The organism is Flavobacterium sp. CFS9 (assembly GCF_041154745.1).
Lineage (GTDB): Bacteria > Bacteroidota > Bacteroidia > Flavobacteriales > Flavobacteriaceae > Flavobacterium.
Genome location: NZ_AP031573.1, coordinates 4,216,607 through 4,235,075, shown reverse-complemented (window position 1 = coordinate 4,235,075; position 18,469 = coordinate 4,216,607). Strand labels below are relative to the sequence as shown.

The following is an 18,469-nucleotide window of genomic DNA, read 5'->3' as shown; positions in this document are numbered from 1 at the left end:
ATATGTTTCTTTTTTATATTCTTTTGACACACAAACATATCCCGATGCATCGGGACTATGTGTTAAATGTGTATACTTATTAATGTCACTCATCGGATTTAATCCTAATTAATTCTGGAGAAACTTACTTTTAAGCAAAAAAAAGATTCAGCTAAGCTGAATCTTTTTTTTATATTATTTACTACTTTTTCTTGCTTTTATAGTGTTTACGGTATTTAGGATACGTGATAGCTCCAATTAGCGTAATGGTTCCTAGCGAATACCAAATCCAGCTTAATGAATGTGCTTCTCCTGTGGCATAAGAGTGTAAACCTACTAAGTGGAAGTTTACTCCATAATACGTGAACAATATTGACACAAAAGCGAACATGCTCATTAAATTAAAGATCCATTTTCCTCTAAGTGCCGGTACAAAACGTGCGTGAATCACAAAAGCATATACCATAATCGAGATTAAAGCCCATGTTTCTTTTGGATCCCATCCCCAGTAACGTCCCCAGCTCTCGTTAGCCCACTGTCCTCCTAAGAAGTTACCGATCGTTAGCATGATTAAACCAATCGTAATCGACATCTCATTGATATAAGTAATCTCTTTGATATTTAAATCCATTTTAGCTTTGTTCTTTTCATTGGTAAAGAAAATCAATACCAAGGCCACAAAGCCTAAAATCATTCCTAATGCAAAAGGACCATAACTTCCCACAATTACTGCTACGTGAATCATTAACCAATACGAGTTCAATACCGGTTGTAAGTTCGCAATTTCAGGATCGATCCAGTTCATATAAGCTGCCATTACAATCATTGCGGTTACAAAAGCAGATGACGCTACGGTAAGTTTTGATTTTCTGTCAAAAGCCAATCCAAAGAACATTGTTGCCCATGCTACATATATAATCGATTCATAAGCATTACTCCACGGAGCATGACCTGAGATGTACCATCGTGCAATAAGCCCTAAAGTGTGCAGTGCAAACAATAGTCCTACCAGGATATGAAAAACATTTACCGTTATGCGAAGCCATTTTTTCTCAAAAAAGATATTTACAATAGTGAACATCAACATCAAGACTGAAACGGTAAGATACCAGTACGGTAATTTTTTGAAAATATCGTACTTGTTATACGTTATTTCGGCATCAATTTTCTCTTCGCTTGGTCGTACTTTAGCTCCAAACTTCTTTTGAAAACCATTAATACTTTCAACCAGCTGATCGGATGTATTAAAGTTTTTAGTCATTGAACCATTGTTTAACGCGCTAAAGTACATTGGCAGAATCTGCGTCACATAAGTCGAATCCATACCTTTAAACCCTCCCTGCTGTCTTTCTAAATAAGAAACCCATTTGTGATTTGGGTCATTCGGAATTGGAAAAATTCTCAAAATACTGCCGCTTAAAGCCGATTCCATCAGATTAACTCTTTTATCAGTATCGATAAAATCCTTCTCAAACTGGTTTGGATTTGCCGCTTTATAAGCTGCGTCTAAAAATGGTGACAGTTTATAATTTCCGTTAGCATCAAAAAATTGTACAAACGCAGCACGTTTAGCCTCTTTGTCTACGCCAATAATTTTACGAATACTGTCATTTCCTGCCCTTAGATGAATCAAAGGAATCTGTATCCAAACTTGAGCATACTGCGTCATAGACAAGAATACCTGATCAGAATTCATTCCGTTGTACGTATCACTCTGGCTTACTTTTCTAAGTAATTCAGATGAAAAAGTATTCACCGGTTTCATTCTTCCCCCTGCGTCCTGAATAATCAAACGCCCAAATTTAGCCGCATGCGATTCAGGAGCTTTGTAAATCGTCAATAACGAATCTAACTGTTTCTGACTTGGCGGTGCGGTTACGTGATTGGCATGATCGTTTGGATCTGTATTGTGATCGTGATTGTGTCCTGGTGTGTGCACATGCGGAGCCTGAGCGAAACCGCTTAAACCAATCATTAAAACTAAAATGGTAATTAGTTTTTCTTTTTTCTTTTTTACGCCTTCTAATTTGCGTTTCAAATCGCCAAAACGGGAATGTTTGGTAAACATAATAGCCATTAAGCCTATGTATAAAAGAAAATAGCCTAAATAAGTAATATTAGTTCCCCAGAAATCGTGATTTACAGACAATACTGTTCCTTTTTCGTCCGGATCAAATGAGGATTGAAAGAATCTATATCCTTTGTGATCTAAAACGTGGTTCATATAAATATCAGCATTAAATGTTTCTGTAGAATCCTGAACGGTTACTTTACTTTCAAAAGAAGAATAGCTTTTCTCAGTTCCCGGATATTTTGTAGCGATAAAATCGTTTAATTTCACTTTGAAAGGTAAAACATACGCTTTACTTCCGTAGAACAGACTGTATTCGATTTTTCCAATTTTAACTGTCTGAGGTTCTCCAACACTTCCTTTAGACCCTAAAAGTCTCACTTGTTTTTCTTGTCCGTCCGCTTTAATTTTTACAATCAAAGCATCATGATGTGATTTTGCTTTGTAATCGTTATTAGACTCATAATCAACCACTCCTTTAACAGCAGGGTCAGGAAATACAATTCTGATATCACCAATACTGTACAAAGAACGCATCATTAGAGGCTGTACGTTATCTTTACTCACCTTACCTTTTAACTGATCGGCCATTCGCATAAACTCTCCTTCAAAAGGCGTTTGAATAGTATATTTGTCTCCTGTGGTATTGATATTAATTGCACCTGCAGTTGGTTTGTTTAACGCAAATAGTACATTGTGAATGTTTTGTACTTCACCTTCTTTCAGGTAATGTTCCTCACGTCCGCCAGAACCTGCTTCTACCATTTTTAAGTATAACGTTCCTGTTGGATCCGGTTTTATAGTCTCTTTAGCTCCCATGATGTAATTCACATACGATACTTCGAATGGAGTTTCGTCGAATTTTCCGGAAATCGTAAAATCATTATTGGTAACAGGCGAAAATAACAGGTTTTTCTCAAAAACTCTGCGTTTCATTTCTCCCTTATATTCTCCGTCTGCAAAAATCGTCAGGAATGTTTTATCAGAATAAATTTGATTCTCAGCAGCCCCTTCTCGGATAGGCATCATTCCTTCATAACTGATATATCTCGTAATAAAAGCCCCTAAAAGAATAAAAATAAAGGCCAGGTGAAGTAATAAAGTAGCCCATTTTTCCTTTTTATGTAATTGGTAACGTTTGATGTTTCCAAAGAAATTAATCATAAAAATGACCATTATCGCCTCAAACCACCAGGTATTATAGATTAAAATTCGGGCTGTATCTGTGTTGTACTTACTTTCGATAAAAGTTCCAACACCCATTGCAACTGCGAATGCTATAAAAAGAACGGCCATTAATCGTGTAGAAAACAAAAAAGAGAATATTTTTTTATCCATTTTTAAGGAATTACATTGTATAAAAGTGGCACAAAAATACTTAAAAATGTTGATTTGCAACGGCTGTAATTTGTTAATAAAAACCAAATATAAATTAGTAAATCAAATCATTTTTTAAAAAAATATACGCTTAATCTTACAAATCAATAATTCAGTACATGAATCTGTTTTTTTATGCCACAGATTACAGGATTAAAAAAAGATTTATTCTTTTAGCAAGCTTTATTTAGTACAGTACGTACTTTCTAAACAAATCAACAAAATCATTACAATCCGTATAATCTGTGGCTAAACTTTACTTAACTTTTTGTTCAATTTTAGAAAGTCTTTCTGCCAGTGTTTTAAATGATTTATTCTCTTCTTTAAGTAGTTCAATCTCTTTTGATTGCTGAATGGAATATAATGTCAACTCTTCAATTTTCTGTAAAAGTTTAGCATTCATTTCTCCCAGACTGATTCCGTTTTCCAAAACTTCTTTCTCACTAGGAATATTTTCTAAATGTCCTTTCTCTTTAATGTGCTTTTCAACTTCAGCCAATGTAGGTAAATCATACTCTTTTTTAAAAACAAAATCTGACCAGCCAATCATATCGACTTTTACTTCTTTTGAGTGAATTGTTCCGTTTACATCTAACTTGTTTTGAGGAGTTGTTGTTCCAATACCAACATTTCCGTTATCCATTATGGTAAATCGATTACTACATAAACCTCCAGCACAACTTAAATTATCATATGCCCAAAATTGCAAACTGTTTCCATAAGGGCCTGTCATGTTATATATAGTCCATCTCGTAGCAGTTGAAGGAGATGTTTTTGAATAATTTACTAAACTTAAATACCCTCCTAAATCTCCTGAAGCTGAGCTCGAAATTCCACCATTAACAGCCTGATCTCCTGTAAAAATATTGGCCCCTCGTGTTGCCACTTCTACCCAAGAAGGATTTGATGACGATAAACTTCCTAAAACTGCTATTTTTCTAAAAAACAATCTATCATTCGTACTAAATGAGGATGCAATTTGTAACTGATGATTATTATCCGGATTATCATGTCTAAGTACAAACAAATGCTGCCAGCCGGTATAACTATTATCTAAAGTCATGCCCACAGGATTTAGACCTGAATAAACACCAGATTTTAAATCTGTAGTAAAATTGGAAATACTTGGTCCAAATCCACTTCCTATTTGTTGTGCAAAGGATACTCCACTTATAAATAATAGTGCAAGTGTTGTAAATGTTTTTTTCATTTCTTTTTATTATCAGTTTTTATTTTTCAAATTTAGTTCTTAAAATGATTTTTTAAGCATTAATTATCAATATTTACCTTACTTATCAGCTTTTTTTGAGAGGACAATTGAATTCTGAAATTTTAAACCTCTTTACCTAAAATGATTACTCTTTAAAAAAAATAATGCTAATTTTGCGCTATGATTCGAATTACAATTATTGGTTCCGGAAATGTTGCCCAGCATTTGATCAAGGCTTTCTCTAAAAGTGAAGCAATAGAAATTGTGCAGGTGTTTTCGAGAAAAAAGGAAGCCCTTGCTTCTTTGGTAAGTTTTGAAAAAATCACAGATAACTTTGACTCTTTGCTGGAAGCTGATCTGTATATTATCGCGATTTCAGACAATGCAATTTCCGAAGTTTCAAAACAACTGCCTTTTCAAAATCGTCTTGTGGTTCATACCTCAGGAGCTGCTCCAATTGAGACTTTGGACATTAAAAATCGTCGAGGTGTTTTTTATCCGCTTCAAACCTTTTCTAAAAATGCCTCAGTTGACTTTTCATTAATTCCGATTTGTCTGGAAGCCGAAAACACTTTTGATTTCCGTGTTTTGGAAAAAGCCGCCAAAAGCATTTCGCAGTCCGTTTCCCCTATTAATTCCAATCAAAGAAAGGCACTGCATGTTGCAGCCGTTTTTGTGAATAATTTCACCAATCATCTGTATCAAATCGGACAGGAAATCTGTAAAGAACATCAGGTGCCATTTGACGTTTTGAAACCTTTAATACAGGAAACTGCTCAAAAAATAAATACACTAGACCCGATTGACGCTCAAACCGGACCTGCTAAACGCAAAGATTCTTCTACAATCGAAGCGCATTTAGAGTATTTAAACCATGAAAATCAAAAGAATATTTATAAAATACTAACTCAATCTATACAAAATAATGGCAAAAAATTATAAAGAAATAATGAATGACATCACCACTTTCGTTTTTGATGTTGATGGTGTACTTACCGACAGTTCCGTTTTTGTAACCAATGAAGGAGAAATTCTTCGTACCATGAACATTCGTGATGGTTATGCGATGAAAGCAGCAGTTGAAAGCGGTTACAATGTCTGCATTATTTCAGGCGGAAGCAACGAAGGCGTTCGTGTGCGTTTGCGTAATTTAGGGATTAATGATATTCATTTAGGAACTCCCGACAAAGTAGCAACTTTTACAGAATATACGGAGACTTATAACATTCAACCGGAACAGGTTTTATATATGGGCGATGATATCCCGGATTTTCATGTTATGAAATTAGTAGGTTTACCAACTTGTCCGCAAGATGCAAGTCCGGAAATTAAGAATATTTGTCGTTATATCTCACACGTAAATGGTGGAAAAGGTGCCGCACGTGACGTAATCGAACAAGTAATGAAAGTTCAGGGAAAATGGACAGAACATTTTAACGGAAAACACGACTAGGGATTGTAGATTTTAGATTGTAGATCTTAGATTTTAGATTTTAGATTGCAGATTAATGATTACATTCAACATCTTACATCTTACATCTCACATCTCACATCTCACATCTCACAAATTACGTCTCACAAATTACGTCTCACAAAAAAACTTAGCCCCTCAGCCTCTCAGAACCTTAGCACCTTAAAAAAAAATGAAATTCCTCAAACTCATTCGATACAAAAACCTGCTCATGCTGGCTTTTATGCAGCTATTATTTCGTTATGCCTTTCTAAAACAGCAAAATATTCCTTTAGCTTTAGCGGACTGGCAATACGGATTATTGGTTCTAAGTACCGTTTTACTGGCAGCAGCGGGCTATGTAATCAATAACATTTACGATGTTGCAACAGATAGTATTAATAAACCTGCTGATGTTGTAGTTGGTAAAGGAATTTCTGAAACAACAGCCTATAACATTTATATTGGACTCAATATTACAGGAGTTGCTATTGGATTCTTTTTGTCTAATGTCATTATGCGACCGATGTTTGCTTCGATTTTTATTTTAATTGCCTCGCTGCTTTACTTTTATGCGACAACATTAAAACAAATCATGGTTCTGGGAAATTTTATTGTGGCCTTATTGCTTTCGGTAAGTGTATTGATTATTGGAATTTTCGACCTTTTTCCTGCTACAAATTCTGAGAATCAGGCGCAAATGGCGAGTTTCTTCTCGATCTTAACTGATTATGCTGTATTTGCTTTTATGATTAATTTTATTCGGGAAATCGTTAAAGACATTGAGGATCATAATGGCGACTACAATCAGGGGATGAACACATTACCGATCGCTATTGGAATTAGCAGAAGCGCAAAAATAGCTTTGGGACTTGCCATAATTCCTTTTATTTCTTGTTTACTTTATATCAAAACCTATTTTGTTGAGAATAATCTTTTTATCGCTGCATTGTATGCTTTTGCATTTGTTCTGGCTCCTTTATTGTATTTTATCGTAAAAATATTTGGAGCGAAAAGTCAAAAAGAATTTCACCATTTAAGTACCGTTTTAAAGCTAATTTTATTCTTCGGAATTTTATCCATTCTCGTTATCACCTTAAACATCAAGTACAATGCTTAAAGAAAAACTAAAAAAATATACCTTAATTCTGGCTTCGGGATCGCCTCGCAGACAGCAGTTTTTTAAAGACCTGGATCTTGACTTCGAAATTAGGTTAAAAGACATAGAAGAAATCTATCCGCCTGAATTAAAAGCAGTCGAAATCACAGATTATCTGGCAGCGTTAAAGGCCAGTGCATTTGAAGGTGAACTAAATGAAAATGAAATTCTGGTGACCAGTGATACCATTGTTTGGCATGAGAATAAAGCACTAGGCAAACCAAAAAATGCCGAGGAAGCCTTTGCTATGATCAAGTCATTATCCAACACTACTCATGAAGTGATCACGTCCGTTTGTTTTAAGACCAACAACTCTTCTACCCTGTTGAATGATATTACAAAAGTTACATTTAATGATTTATCAGATGAAGCTATTTTGTACTACATCGAAAATTACAAGCCGTACGATAAAGCCGGAGCTTATGGTATTCAGGAATGGTTTGGTTTTATGGCAGTTGCAAAAGTCGAAGGTTCTTATACTAATGTTATGGGATTGCCAACAGCTAAAGTTTATGAATATTTGAGTACTTTAGTGTAAAAATTTATTTATGTTTTCTTTCAAAGAATATAGCCAGGAGATCTTAACTACCATAATACTGATTCTCGTTCTGATAGCGTTGCGTATTATTGTTGCGAAACTAATTCGCCGTTATGCCAGTACAAGTCAGTTATTGGAGCATCGTACCAATTTAGTGATCAAGTACATTCATTTGCTCATGAATATACTGGTAATGATTAGTCTGATTGTAATTTGGGGCGTTGAAACCAAAGATATTTTTATAACAGTTTCTTCTATTGCAACTGTAATTGGAGTGGCTATGTTTGCTCAGTGGTCTATTTTGAGCAATATAACTTCGGGAATGATTTTGTTTTTTTCTTTTCCTTTCCGAATTGGAGATACTATTAAAATTCATGATAAAGACTTTCCAATCGAAGCAGAAATTGAGGATATTAGCGCCTTTCATGTGAACTTAAAAACAAAGGATGGCGAAAAGATTATTTTTCCCAATAATTTACTCCTGCAAAAAGGAATTTCGATAATGCCGGTTCAATACGAAGAAAAGGAGTTTTTTGATTAAGACAAACTCTTAAATCTTAATAAGACTTTATTCAACAAAATATTTTTTCTTCTCAAAGCGTTAGGGATGGCAGCGATATCCTTTTGCAATCCCTACACTTTTTTACATCTCCCCAATCTCCTATTGCAAAAGATTTAGCGTACAGCCCGACCCGGAGGGAAACGCCATAAACAAAATTGCCTTTACCGAAATACTAATCTATTGTTTTAAAGAGTGATAATAATTGCTTATATTCATCTACAAATTAACCTTTAAGCCGATAAAAAGTTATATAATGTCTGTAAATAAAAAAATAGTCGTTTTTATTCTATTATGCTTTTGCTTACAAGGCGCCTATGCACAGGTTAATCCACCACAGAAAAACGCAGAAACTAAAAAAGACAGCACAGAAGTTTACCAAAGAATTAGAAATTACTCTAAAAAAAATAAATTCACTCAAACCCTTCATAAACTGTTCTTCAGAGGAGACAAGACTCAAAAAAAAGAAATTGTAGCACAAAACGACACCACTGATTTTAGTGGAAAAATCATTCGGAACATTAATATTATAACACTTGATCCCTTCGGGCATTCAGTTACAGATACTGCCAAGATGCCTAAAAACTGGGGAGAAAGAACGGGAAACAGACTGCATTTAAAAACAAAAAAAATAGCGATCTACAACCTATTGCTCTTTAAAAAAAATACGCCTTACGATACCTACAAAGTGCAGGAATCCGAGCGTTTGATACGATCTCAACGATATGTGACAGCTGTAAGAATAACGAATAAGATAACCGGAGTAGCTTCGGATTCAGTTGATGTAACAATTAGAGTTCTGGACTCGTGGAGTACCATTCCCAGGTTTGCGATTTCGGGTAATCAGGTGTCTTTTGGAATTAAAGAAAAAGACTTTTTTGGAACGGGGCAGCAATTGGACTACAAACATACCAACCGATTTAAAGATGGCCGTACTGCCAACGAAGTAAGCTATAACATTCCCAATATCAAAAATACTTATATAGGAACCACTTTATACTACAAGATTGATCTTGATAACAACTACACGAAAAGCATCAACATTGAACGGCTTTTCTATTCCCCTTTAACAAAGTGGGCAGGCGGTGCATATTTAGGTCAGAACTATAGAAAAGACTCTTTGCAGGCACCTGATAAATCGTATGCTTTTCAACCCTTTAAAAATAATTTTCAGGACTTTTGGGCAGGACATGCCAGTAAGGTAACTCAGGATGAGGAGGGTATCACCAACCTGGTGGCAACTGCACGTTTTCTGAACGTCAATTATACTGAAGCTCCCACGGAACTCTACGATCCTACTCGTTTTTACTCTGATGAAAAACTCATTTTAAGCGGAATTGGTTTAAACCGACGCAAATTTATAAAAGACAGTTATATTTTTAGAAATGGTCAGACAGAGGACGTTCCCATTGGAAAAATCTACGGAATTACTTTAGGGTACCAATACAAAAACAAACAATGGCGCCCTTATGCAGGAGCGCAGTTCTCTTTTGGAAATTATCACCGCTGGGGATTTTTTAGTACTAATCTGGAAGCCGGCACTTTTTTTCATGATTCTAAAACCTACCAAACGGCCTTCTCATTTGAATCCAATTACTTTACAAAGCTATTTCGCATCGGAGACTGGAAACTTCGTCAGTTTGTAAACCCGTTCATCGTTATAGGTGCTAATCGGGAAAATATCATTGGAGATCAACTTAATATTAACGAAGAAAATGGTTTGGCTGGGTTTAATACTGCGATCTATGGAACAAATAAGGTGGTGCTGTCTCTTCAAACGCAAACTTATTCTCCTTATGCTCTTCTGGGATTTCGTATCAATCCGTTCTTTAATTACGGACTGGCTGTATTAGGAGGTCCAAACGATGCCGTTGGAAGAAATAAAGCCTACCAAAAAATAACCCTCGGTTTGTCGATCAATAATGACTACTTAGTATTCAGTTCCTTCCAGATTTCACTTTCTTACTACCCTACTATTCCTTTTCAGGGAGATAATGTTTTTAAAACCAATACTTTTCAGACCTCTGATTTTGGTCTACAAAGTTTTGAACTGGCTAAACCAAGAATTGTAGAGTATAAATAGTAAAAAATCTATTTTTCTTTATTTTTTTTCAAAAAAAACACAAACCACAAAATATCTAGTATTCAACACTTTAAAACCAATTCTTTTTTTTAAAAGTCGTCAAAATGCATCATTTATCCGATGAAATGCACGATGCTTTAATTTTTGGCACAGTATATGAATATCACCAAACAAGATCAACCTTAACTCTAAATTAAAAAAAATGAAAACAATAAAATTAGCAATCGCAGGACTTTTTCTCCTGGTTGCAAATGCCACGCAAGCGCAGGTATCTGTAAATGTTAACATAGGAACGCCTCCGGCTTGGGGACCGGCAGGATATGCAGAAATGGAGTATTATTATCTACCGGACATCGAAGCTTACTATGATGTTAGAGCTTCACAGTTTTTATACTTTGGAGGAGGCCGATGGGTAAGAACAACCTACTTGCCGAGACAATACAGAAACTATGATTTATATGGAGGTTACAAAGTAGTTTTGACTGATTATCACGGCAGAACTCCTTATGTTTACTTTGATCGTCACAGAGTAAAGTATTACAAAGGATACCATGGTGCTCCACAAAGATGTTACAAACCAAGACCAAGATATGGTTATGACGATCGTCATTATGATAAAAAGCGTTACGAAAAACGTCATAAACATGATAGAGACGACGATGATGACGATGATGATGACCACGATGGTCACTACGGTCGCAGAAGAGGCTAATTTTTGCTAAATCATTAAATTTCAATATAAAAGAGTATCAAAATCATGATACTCTTTTTTTATGCATGCATACTAAATAATTAAAACGTTAATTTAACGAGGAAAACATAAAAATATCGATCAAAACACTTTAAAAAGTTAAATTATACATAACAATATCAAGACATTACGTTTAAAACTGTAATTTTGCACAAAATTTTAAACCACTAAATATACCTTATATGAAAAAGCGTGTTTATTTATTTTCATTATCCGTGTTGTTCCTTTTTACATTTTGTACAAATCATGACGACTCTGCAACAAATGATCAGGCAGCAAATAACAACATCGAAATCAATAGCGATATTACAGCTTTAAATAAGAGACTTGATTATACCAATTCGGGAGTAATCTCTACTACAGCTTCATCAGCTTCAACAGGCAAACTGTTCAATAGCGCTCAAGCTTCGGCTACCGATTTTCCATTGGTCCAAATCGCAGAAGTTAATCCACCAAAAGACAATAGCGGGAGAACGTTACAGGCCAGTCATGTAGCGGTTAACGGAAACTATGCTTACGTTGCTTATACCATGAGTGGTGACGCATATTCGGGAGCTATCGATGTTATTGATGTATCTGATCCTTATAAGCCTAAATTGATCACCTCTGCTTTAATAGCCAACACCGATATTACTTCACTTACCTATTCAAATGGAAGTCTTATTATTGGTGCAGCGGCCGATATCGATAAAAATTCGACTCTAAAAAGCCCTGCAATTGTTATTAACATGCCTTTAAGTTCAGGTATGCTAACAGATAAATACACTACAACTAATGTAGAAGGTTACGTAACAACCGATGTTACTTCGAACTCAAGCTCTTATTTTGCAGTAACCGGAGATCAGGGAAGTTTGTTTAAAATCAATGCTGCTTCTAAAGCAATCTCAGGAAAGGTTTCCGTCGAAGACTTACGTTCTGTAGCGATTAACGGAGATAAAGTTGTGACTTTGAGCGGAACAAAAGGAGTAAACATTTATAACGAATCAACACTGGCATTACAAAAAAGCTTTACCACATCAACAGATGTAAAGGCTTCAAAAAGAACGATAGATTTTGATGGTACAAAAGTATTAGTATCAGAAGGATATAAAGGTTTAGGGGTTTATGACCTTAATAGCGGTTCAAAATTACAGACTATTCCATTAGCTGTTGCCGGCGAAGAGAATGTTACCAATGCCCTTTCTGTTAATGAAGGTTATGCCTTTGTAGCCAATGGTGCTGCAGGTTTAAATGTATATAAAACAGGGGCACAACTTGGTTTACTGGGAACTGTTGATATTTTAGGTTCGTCAAACTATGTAAAATCAAGTGGTAATTTTATCTATGTAGCCAGTGGAAAAGGCGGTTTGAAAATTATCAAGATGGAAAAACCAAACACCACTTTTGATGGCTGTACAGGATATGGAATTTATAATCAGGGACAAAATCTGATTCTGAACTCAAATGAAGTTAAATCGTATTCCGGTGCTACATCTATTAGCTCTGCTATCATTAATTCGGGTGCAGTATTAACGCATTGCGGTTCAATTACGGTTCAAAATAATCTAACCTTAAACAGTGGTGGAACTTTCAACATGAAAGGAACATTGTCTCAGGGAAAATACGGTCAGTCTAACCCAACACAGCTTATTATTAACAGTAATGCGACATTACAAGTTGAAGGTACTGTAGTGATTTGGGGAGACTTACTATTAAACAGTGGTGCTAAGATTAACTTTATTGGAAACAGCTCTTCTATTACCATTTATGGAAAAGTAACCAAGAACAGTAATGTTACCATTACAGGAAACTATAAAGACACAGAAAATAAATTGAAATAATTTACTGCAATCCTAAGAAATACCACTTTCTATAAAGCTGTCAGATTTAATCTGGCAGCTTTTTTTTTGAATCAATTTTCTTAAAAAAGCAAATCAATAACCAAACATTAACATTTCATTTAAATACTCTTCCATGATTTAATTAGTATTTTTGAAACGCTATCAAAAAACACCTAACCTTATTATGCGAAAAATTCAGATACAAATTCTTCTATTTTTTTTATCAGGCATTACCCTTTCTTTTGCACAACAACCACAAAAACCAAGTTCTGTTGAAATTTACAATCAGATTAAAAAATTAAACTTTTTAGGTTCCGTATTGTACATTGCAGCACATCCGGATGACGAAAATACCCGCTTAATTTCTTATATGGCCAATGAAGTTAATGCCAGAACAGGTTATTTGTCTTTAACCCGCGGTGACGGAGGACAAAATTTAATTGGTCCGCAATTACGTGAATTGTTGGGTGTTATCAGAACTCAGGAACTAATCGAAGCCAGAAAAATTGATGGCGGAGAACAGTTTTTCTCCCGTGCAAATGATTTTGGTTACTCTAAAACTCCTGATGAAACATTAGAAATCTGGAATAAAGATAAGGTACTGGCCGATATGATTTGGACGATCCGAAAATTTCAACCGGATGTTATCATTAACCGATTTGATCACCGCTCTCCGGGTACTACACACGGGCACCATACATCATCAGCGATGCTGAGCGTTGAAAGCTTTAAACTCACAAATGATCCGAAAATATATCCGGAACAATTAAAATATGTAAAACCCTGGCAGGTAAAACGTCAGTTTTTCAATACTTCGTGGTGGTTCTACGGAAGTCAGGAAAAATTTAACGCAGCAAACAAATCCAACTTTATTCAATTGGAAACCGGAGTTTATTATCCGGGAATTGGAAAATCAAATCAGGAAATTGCTGCTTTAAGCCGAAGCCGACATCAATCACAAGGTTTTGGAAGTACCGGATCACGCGGTGACGAAACCGAATTTTTAGAACTCATCAACGGAGATCGTCCGACAGACAAAAATAATTTGTTTGAAGGAATTGATACGTCATGGAACCGCGTTAAAAACGGAAAACCGGTGGGAGATTTAATCTCTTCTATCATCGCTAAATATGATTTCGGTAATCCATCAGCCAGCATTCCGGATCTGGTTAAAGCCTATACGATGATTGAAGCACTTGAAGACGATCACTGGAAATCTGTAAAATCAATTGCCATCAAGAACATCATCGCTTCCTGTACCGGATTGTATCTGGAAGCCTCTGCAATTGAACAGGAAGCTACTCCGGGAAGTTCCATAAAAGTAACTCTGGAAGCCATTAACAGATCTTCAGTCGAAATGCAGTTGAACAGTGTGACTTCATTACCGGATCTAAAAAATACACCGCAGAATATACTGTTAAAAAACAATAAGGATCAAAAAATAAGCTACCAAATTCAGCTTCCAGCTACATTAGAATATACGCAGCCTTATTGGTTAAAAGAAAAAGCAACCGAAGGAATGTACACGGTTTCTAATCAGGAAAATATTGGAATTCCGGATATTATCAGACAGGTTAAAGTTGTTTTCAATGTAAAAATAAATGGTGTAGAAATCCCCTTCGAACGCACCGTAATTTACAAATACAATGATGGTGTAAAGGGTGAGATGTATAATTTCCTTGACATCGTTCCTGAGGTTACAACTTCTGTCCTTGAAAAAGTTTTAATTTTTGGAAGTACGAAAAGCAAGTTGGTTCCGGTAAAAGTACGTGCCGGTAAAGACGGTATCAAAGGAAATTTGCAATTGGAATTACCAAAAAGCTGGAGCGTTTCTCCTAAAGAAATTCCTTTTGCTTTAGAGAAAAAAGGAAACGAACAGATCTTTTACTTTGAAGTTACGCCACCCGTAAATCCGGAAGAAGCTGTTGCTAAAAGTATTGCTATTGTTGATGGCAAACGTTTTGACAAAGATCAGACGATTATCGATTACAGTCATATTACCAAACAAATGGTTTTAAAACCGGCTGAGTCCAAATGTATCCGAATTGAGTTAAAAACAAATGGTGATTCGATAGCTTATATTATGGGTGCCGGCGATGAAGTTCCGGAAAGTTTAGCCCAAATGGGATACAAAGTCAGTGTTATTAAACCGGAAGAAATCACTCCTGAAAAGCTGGATTCCTTCAATGTGGTAATGACCGGAGTACGCGCCTACAATACCATAAATGCTTTGGCTCACAAACAAAATATTCTTTTCAACTTTGTGAAAAGTGGTAAAAACATGATTGTACAATACAATACATACGGACAAACGGTAACCGATCAAATTGCTCCTTATCCGTTAAAAATATCAAACGACCGTGTGACCGAAGAAAATGCTAAAATCACTTTTCTGGCTCCAAATCATCCTATCCTAAACACGCCAAACAAAATCAGTGCTAAAGATTTTGAAGGCTGGAAACAAGAACAAGGTTTGTATTATCCTGATCAGTACGATCCTGCTTTTACCCCTATTCTTTCCTCTCATGACAAAGGAGAATCAGCTAAAAATGGTGCTTTATTGGTGGCGCCCTATGGAAAAGGATACTATATTTACACCGGCTTAAGCTTCTTTAGAGAACTGCCTGAAGGTGTTGCCGGAGCTTATCGATTGCTATCGAATATGATTTCATTAAAACAGCCCATAGAAGCTCCCAAACAGGAATTAAAAAAGTAAACTATTCAGAATATGGAAACTAAAAAAATTAAAAAATGGAAGAAAAGCTACACTTATGTTTTAGTAGCGAACGCCATTTACATTCTGATTTTTTTCTTAATCATGAAATTATACTCATAACCTATGCAGCTATTTGATTGGATCGTACTGATCGTTACTCTTTTATTCATTGTTGGGTACGGCTCTTGGAAAACCAAAGGAAGTAAAAACGTCGAAGATTTTATTCTTGGAAACAACGAAACCCCTTGGTATACTGTCGGATTATCGGTTATGGCTACACAAGCCAGTGCTATTACTTTTCTTTCGACTCCCGGGCAGGCGTATCACGACGGAATGGGTTTCATACAATTCTATTTTGGACTGCCAATTGCCATGATTGTCATTTGTGTCACTTTTATTCCTCTTTATCATAAAAATAAGGTATTTACCGCTTACGAGTTTCTCGAAAAGAGATTCGACTTAAAAACCCGCTCTTTAGCTGCCATTTTATTTTTGGTTCAGAGAGGTTTAGGAACTGGTTTGACCATTTATGCTCCGGCGATTATACTCTCGGCTCTTTTGGGATGGAATTTAACAATAATGAACATCATGATTGGAGTCCTGGTTATCATTTATACCTTCTCCGGGGGAACAAAAGCAGTAAACGTAACACAAAAGCAGCAAATGTTCGTAATCATGTCAGGAATGTTTATTACTTTTTTCCTGATTCTGCATTACCTGCCAAACGATATGACTTTTACCAGTGCGCTGCACATTGCCGGAGCCAACGATAAAATGAATATTGTCGATTTCTCTTTTGATCCGGAAGAAAAATATACCTTCTGGAGTGGAATTACCGGTGGTTTTTTCCTTGCTCTTGCCTATTTCGGAACCGATCAATCGCAGGTTGGCCGTTATTTATCGGGAAAATCAGTTCGTGAAAGTCAAATGGGACTCATTATGAACGGAATTTTAAAAGTGCCAATGCAATTCTTCATCCTATTAACAGGTGTGATGGTTTTTGTCTTTTTTCAGTTCAATCCCGTTCCGCTAAACTTCAATCCCAACAATAAAATTGTCATTGAAAAATCACCTTACAAAGAGGAGTACCATGCTTTAGAGAAAAAACTAAGCACTTTATCGGAGGACAAAAAAGTGATTAATTTATTGTACATCGACCAGTTGAATCAGGATTTTGACAATCCGATTTTACGAAAAGAACTGGTTACTTTATCCAATAAAGAAAAAGACCTTCGTGATCGTGCCAAAGAAATCATTTCCAAGGCAGACAGTAACAGTGAAACTAATGATAAAGATTATGTTTTCTTTCACTTTATTCTCAATTACTTGCCTAAAGGATTAATCGGACTGCTTTTAGCCGTAATTCTTTCAGCAGCAATGTCTTCAACGGCTTCAGGGTTAAATGCTTTAGCTTCGACGACCGCAATTGATATTTACAAGCGAAATCTGAAAACGGAAAAATCAGAGAAACATTATCTGAACGCAACCAAGTTTTTTACTTTATTCTGGGGAATTGTAGCCATACTTTTTGCCTGTGTGGGAACTTTGTTCGAAAACTTAATTCAATTGGTAAACATTATTGGATCTATTTTCTACGGAACTGTTTTAGGTATCTTCTTGGTTGGATTCTACCTGCGCCGTGTAAAAGCCAAGGCCATGTTTTATAGCGCCATAATCAGTCAGTTAACCATATTTATCATCTATTATTTTATGATTGCAATTTACCCGAGCGGACAGGAAAAACTGGGGTACTTATGGTTGAACTTTATTGGAGCTATTCTAACAATTGTTCTTTCACTGTTCATGCAGCTGGCCTTTTTTAGAAATGAACCGGACACTGAAGAAATCATTATCGAATAATTGTAAAACCTAAATTTAGCATCCGCTTTTTTTTAATTCAAAAATTTAAAACCGGATAATTAAAAAATAATCTTCTAAATTTATTTTTAGAAGATTATTTTTTTTGAATGAGTTGTAGTGATAATCCAGGAAATTAAAACCACCATACATCTTACATCTTACATCTTACATCTAACTTCAAGCCAATTCTTCAGCAAAATTTCTATCTTTGAGAAAGCAACCGTTTAAATTCTAACTCTATGAAAGATTTGAAAAAATACAGCAATAAGACTAAAGCTGCTTTTATTTTATTGATTGTAATGCTTTTAATTCTTCTGGGGAATTTCAACACACTTCAAAACTCAAAAAATGTAAATGAAAATATTAACGCAATTTACAAAGACCGCTTAGTGGTTGCGCATTACATTTTTCAATACTCCAAAGAACTCCATTTTATAAAATCAGAAGCTGAAAAATTGGATTTAAGCGAGACAATCAAAAAAGATGAGATCATCCAGACGTTAAATGTTATCCACACCATTGACGATTTGTACGCCAAAACTGTACTGACCAATACCGAAAAACAGTATTTCGATGCTTTTTTAAGTTCCTGTAAAGAAATAAATGATCAGGTTACTGCTAAAAACTGGAATAAAATTGCCATTTCAAGCAATGAAGCTCTAAAAACCCTGGAAGCTTTATCACAAATTCAGATTCAGGAAGGAAAAGCAAAATTAGCGAGCGCCAATGCGATGTACAGTAAGAACAATAGCCTTGGACAATTGCAAATTGCACTACTCATTATTTTAGGCGGAATCACATTTTATCTTTTGATTGTCAAAAAGATTAAGAAAAATATTAGAATTCCTGAACCACCTGGTCTAAACTAGTTTTGCATGGGCTTTATCTTAGAGTTT

13 protein-coding genes are annotated in these 18,469 nt (G+C 35.5%); 11 read left to right on the top strand and 2 right to left on the bottom strand.

From position 1 onward, the window contains the following. Positions 1 to 181: 181 nt before the first annotated feature. On the bottom strand, positions 182 to 3,388 hold the full coding sequence (ccsA, locus tag ACAM30_RS17775; protein ID WP_369615910.1) for a cytochrome c biogenesis protein CcsA: 3,207 nt from the start codon (positions 3,386 to 3,388) through the stop codon (positions 182 to 184). Between the two features lie 295 nt (positions 3,389 to 3,683). After that, positions 3,684 to 4,637, bottom strand: a complete 954-nt coding sequence (locus tag ACAM30_RS17770; protein ID WP_369615909.1) for a hypothetical protein — start codon at positions 4,635 to 4,637, stop codon at positions 3,684 to 3,686. A 180-nt stretch (positions 4,638 to 4,817) separates the two neighbouring features. On the opposite strand from ACAM30_RS17770, the gene ACAM30_RS17765 reads away from it, so the two are divergent. From ACAM30_RS17765 to ACAM30_RS17715, 11 genes are all read left to right on the top strand, one after another. Next, a complete protein-coding gene (locus ACAM30_RS17765) occupies positions 4,818 to 5,579 on the top strand; it encodes a Rossmann-like and DUF2520 domain-containing protein (protein WP_369615908.1) in 762 nt (253 codons plus the stop codon). Further along, complete coding sequence (locus ACAM30_RS17760; RefSeq protein ID WP_369615907.1) at positions 5,563 to 6,090, top strand: KdsC family phosphatase; 528 nt, start codon at positions 5,563 to 5,565, stop codon at positions 6,088 to 6,090. The genes ACAM30_RS17765 and ACAM30_RS17760 overlap by 17 nt, the downstream gene beginning before the upstream one ends. A gap of 190 nt (positions 6,091 to 6,280) precedes the next feature. After that, positions 6,281 to 7,207: a geranylgeranylglycerol-phosphate geranylgeranyltransferase gene (locus ACAM30_RS17755; protein WP_369615906.1), complete on the top strand. Its 927-nt coding sequence runs from the start codon at positions 6,281 to 6,283 to the stop codon at positions 7,205 to 7,207. Further along, positions 7,200 to 7,784: a Maf-like protein gene (locus tag ACAM30_RS17750; protein ID WP_369615905.1), complete on the top strand. Its 585-nt coding sequence runs from the start codon at positions 7,200 to 7,202 to the stop codon at positions 7,782 to 7,784. Before ACAM30_RS17755 ends, ACAM30_RS17750 begins: the two co-directional genes overlap by 8 nt. Positions 7,785 to 7,794: 10 nt before the next feature. Continuing rightward, the gene (locus ACAM30_RS17745; protein ID WP_202702829.1) at positions 7,795 to 8,325 is read left to right on the top strand and encodes a mechanosensitive ion channel domain-containing protein; all 531 of its coding nucleotides are present in this window, start codon (positions 7,795 to 7,797) and stop codon (positions 8,323 to 8,325) included. Positions 8,326 to 8,599: 274 nt separating this feature from the next. Then, the gene (locus tag ACAM30_RS17740) at positions 8,600 to 10,426 is read left to right on the top strand and encodes a hypothetical protein (protein WP_369615904.1); all 1,827 of its coding nucleotides are present in this window, start codon (positions 8,600 to 8,602) and stop codon (positions 10,424 to 10,426) included. A 202-nt stretch (positions 10,427 to 10,628) separates the two neighbouring features. Then, positions 10,629 to 11,138: a hypothetical protein gene (locus ACAM30_RS17735; RefSeq protein WP_369615903.1), complete on the top strand. Its 510-nt coding sequence runs from the start codon at positions 10,629 to 10,631 to the stop codon at positions 11,136 to 11,138. A 221-nt stretch (positions 11,139 to 11,359) separates the two neighbouring features. Continuing rightward, a complete protein-coding gene (locus ACAM30_RS17730; RefSeq protein ID WP_369615902.1) occupies positions 11,360 to 12,997 on the top strand; it encodes a hypothetical protein in 1,638 nt (545 codons plus the stop codon). A gap of 184 nt (positions 12,998 to 13,181) precedes the next feature. Further along, positions 13,182 to 15,713, top strand: a complete 2,532-nt coding sequence (locus ACAM30_RS17725; protein ID WP_369615901.1) for a PIG-L family deacetylase — start codon at positions 13,182 to 13,184, stop codon at positions 15,711 to 15,713. Between the two features lie 123 nt (positions 15,714 to 15,836). Further along, positions 15,837 to 17,573, top strand: coding sequence for a sodium:solute symporter (locus ACAM30_RS17720; RefSeq protein WP_369615900.1), 1,737 nt, complete (start codon positions 15,837 to 15,839; stop codon positions 17,571 to 17,573). Positions 17,574 to 17,812: 239 nt separating this feature from the next. Further along, positions 17,813 to 18,442, top strand: a complete 630-nt coding sequence (locus ACAM30_RS17715) for an MCP four helix bundle domain-containing protein (protein WP_369615899.1) — start codon at positions 17,813 to 17,815, stop codon at positions 18,440 to 18,442. Positions 18,443 to 18,469: the final 27 nt, after the last annotated feature.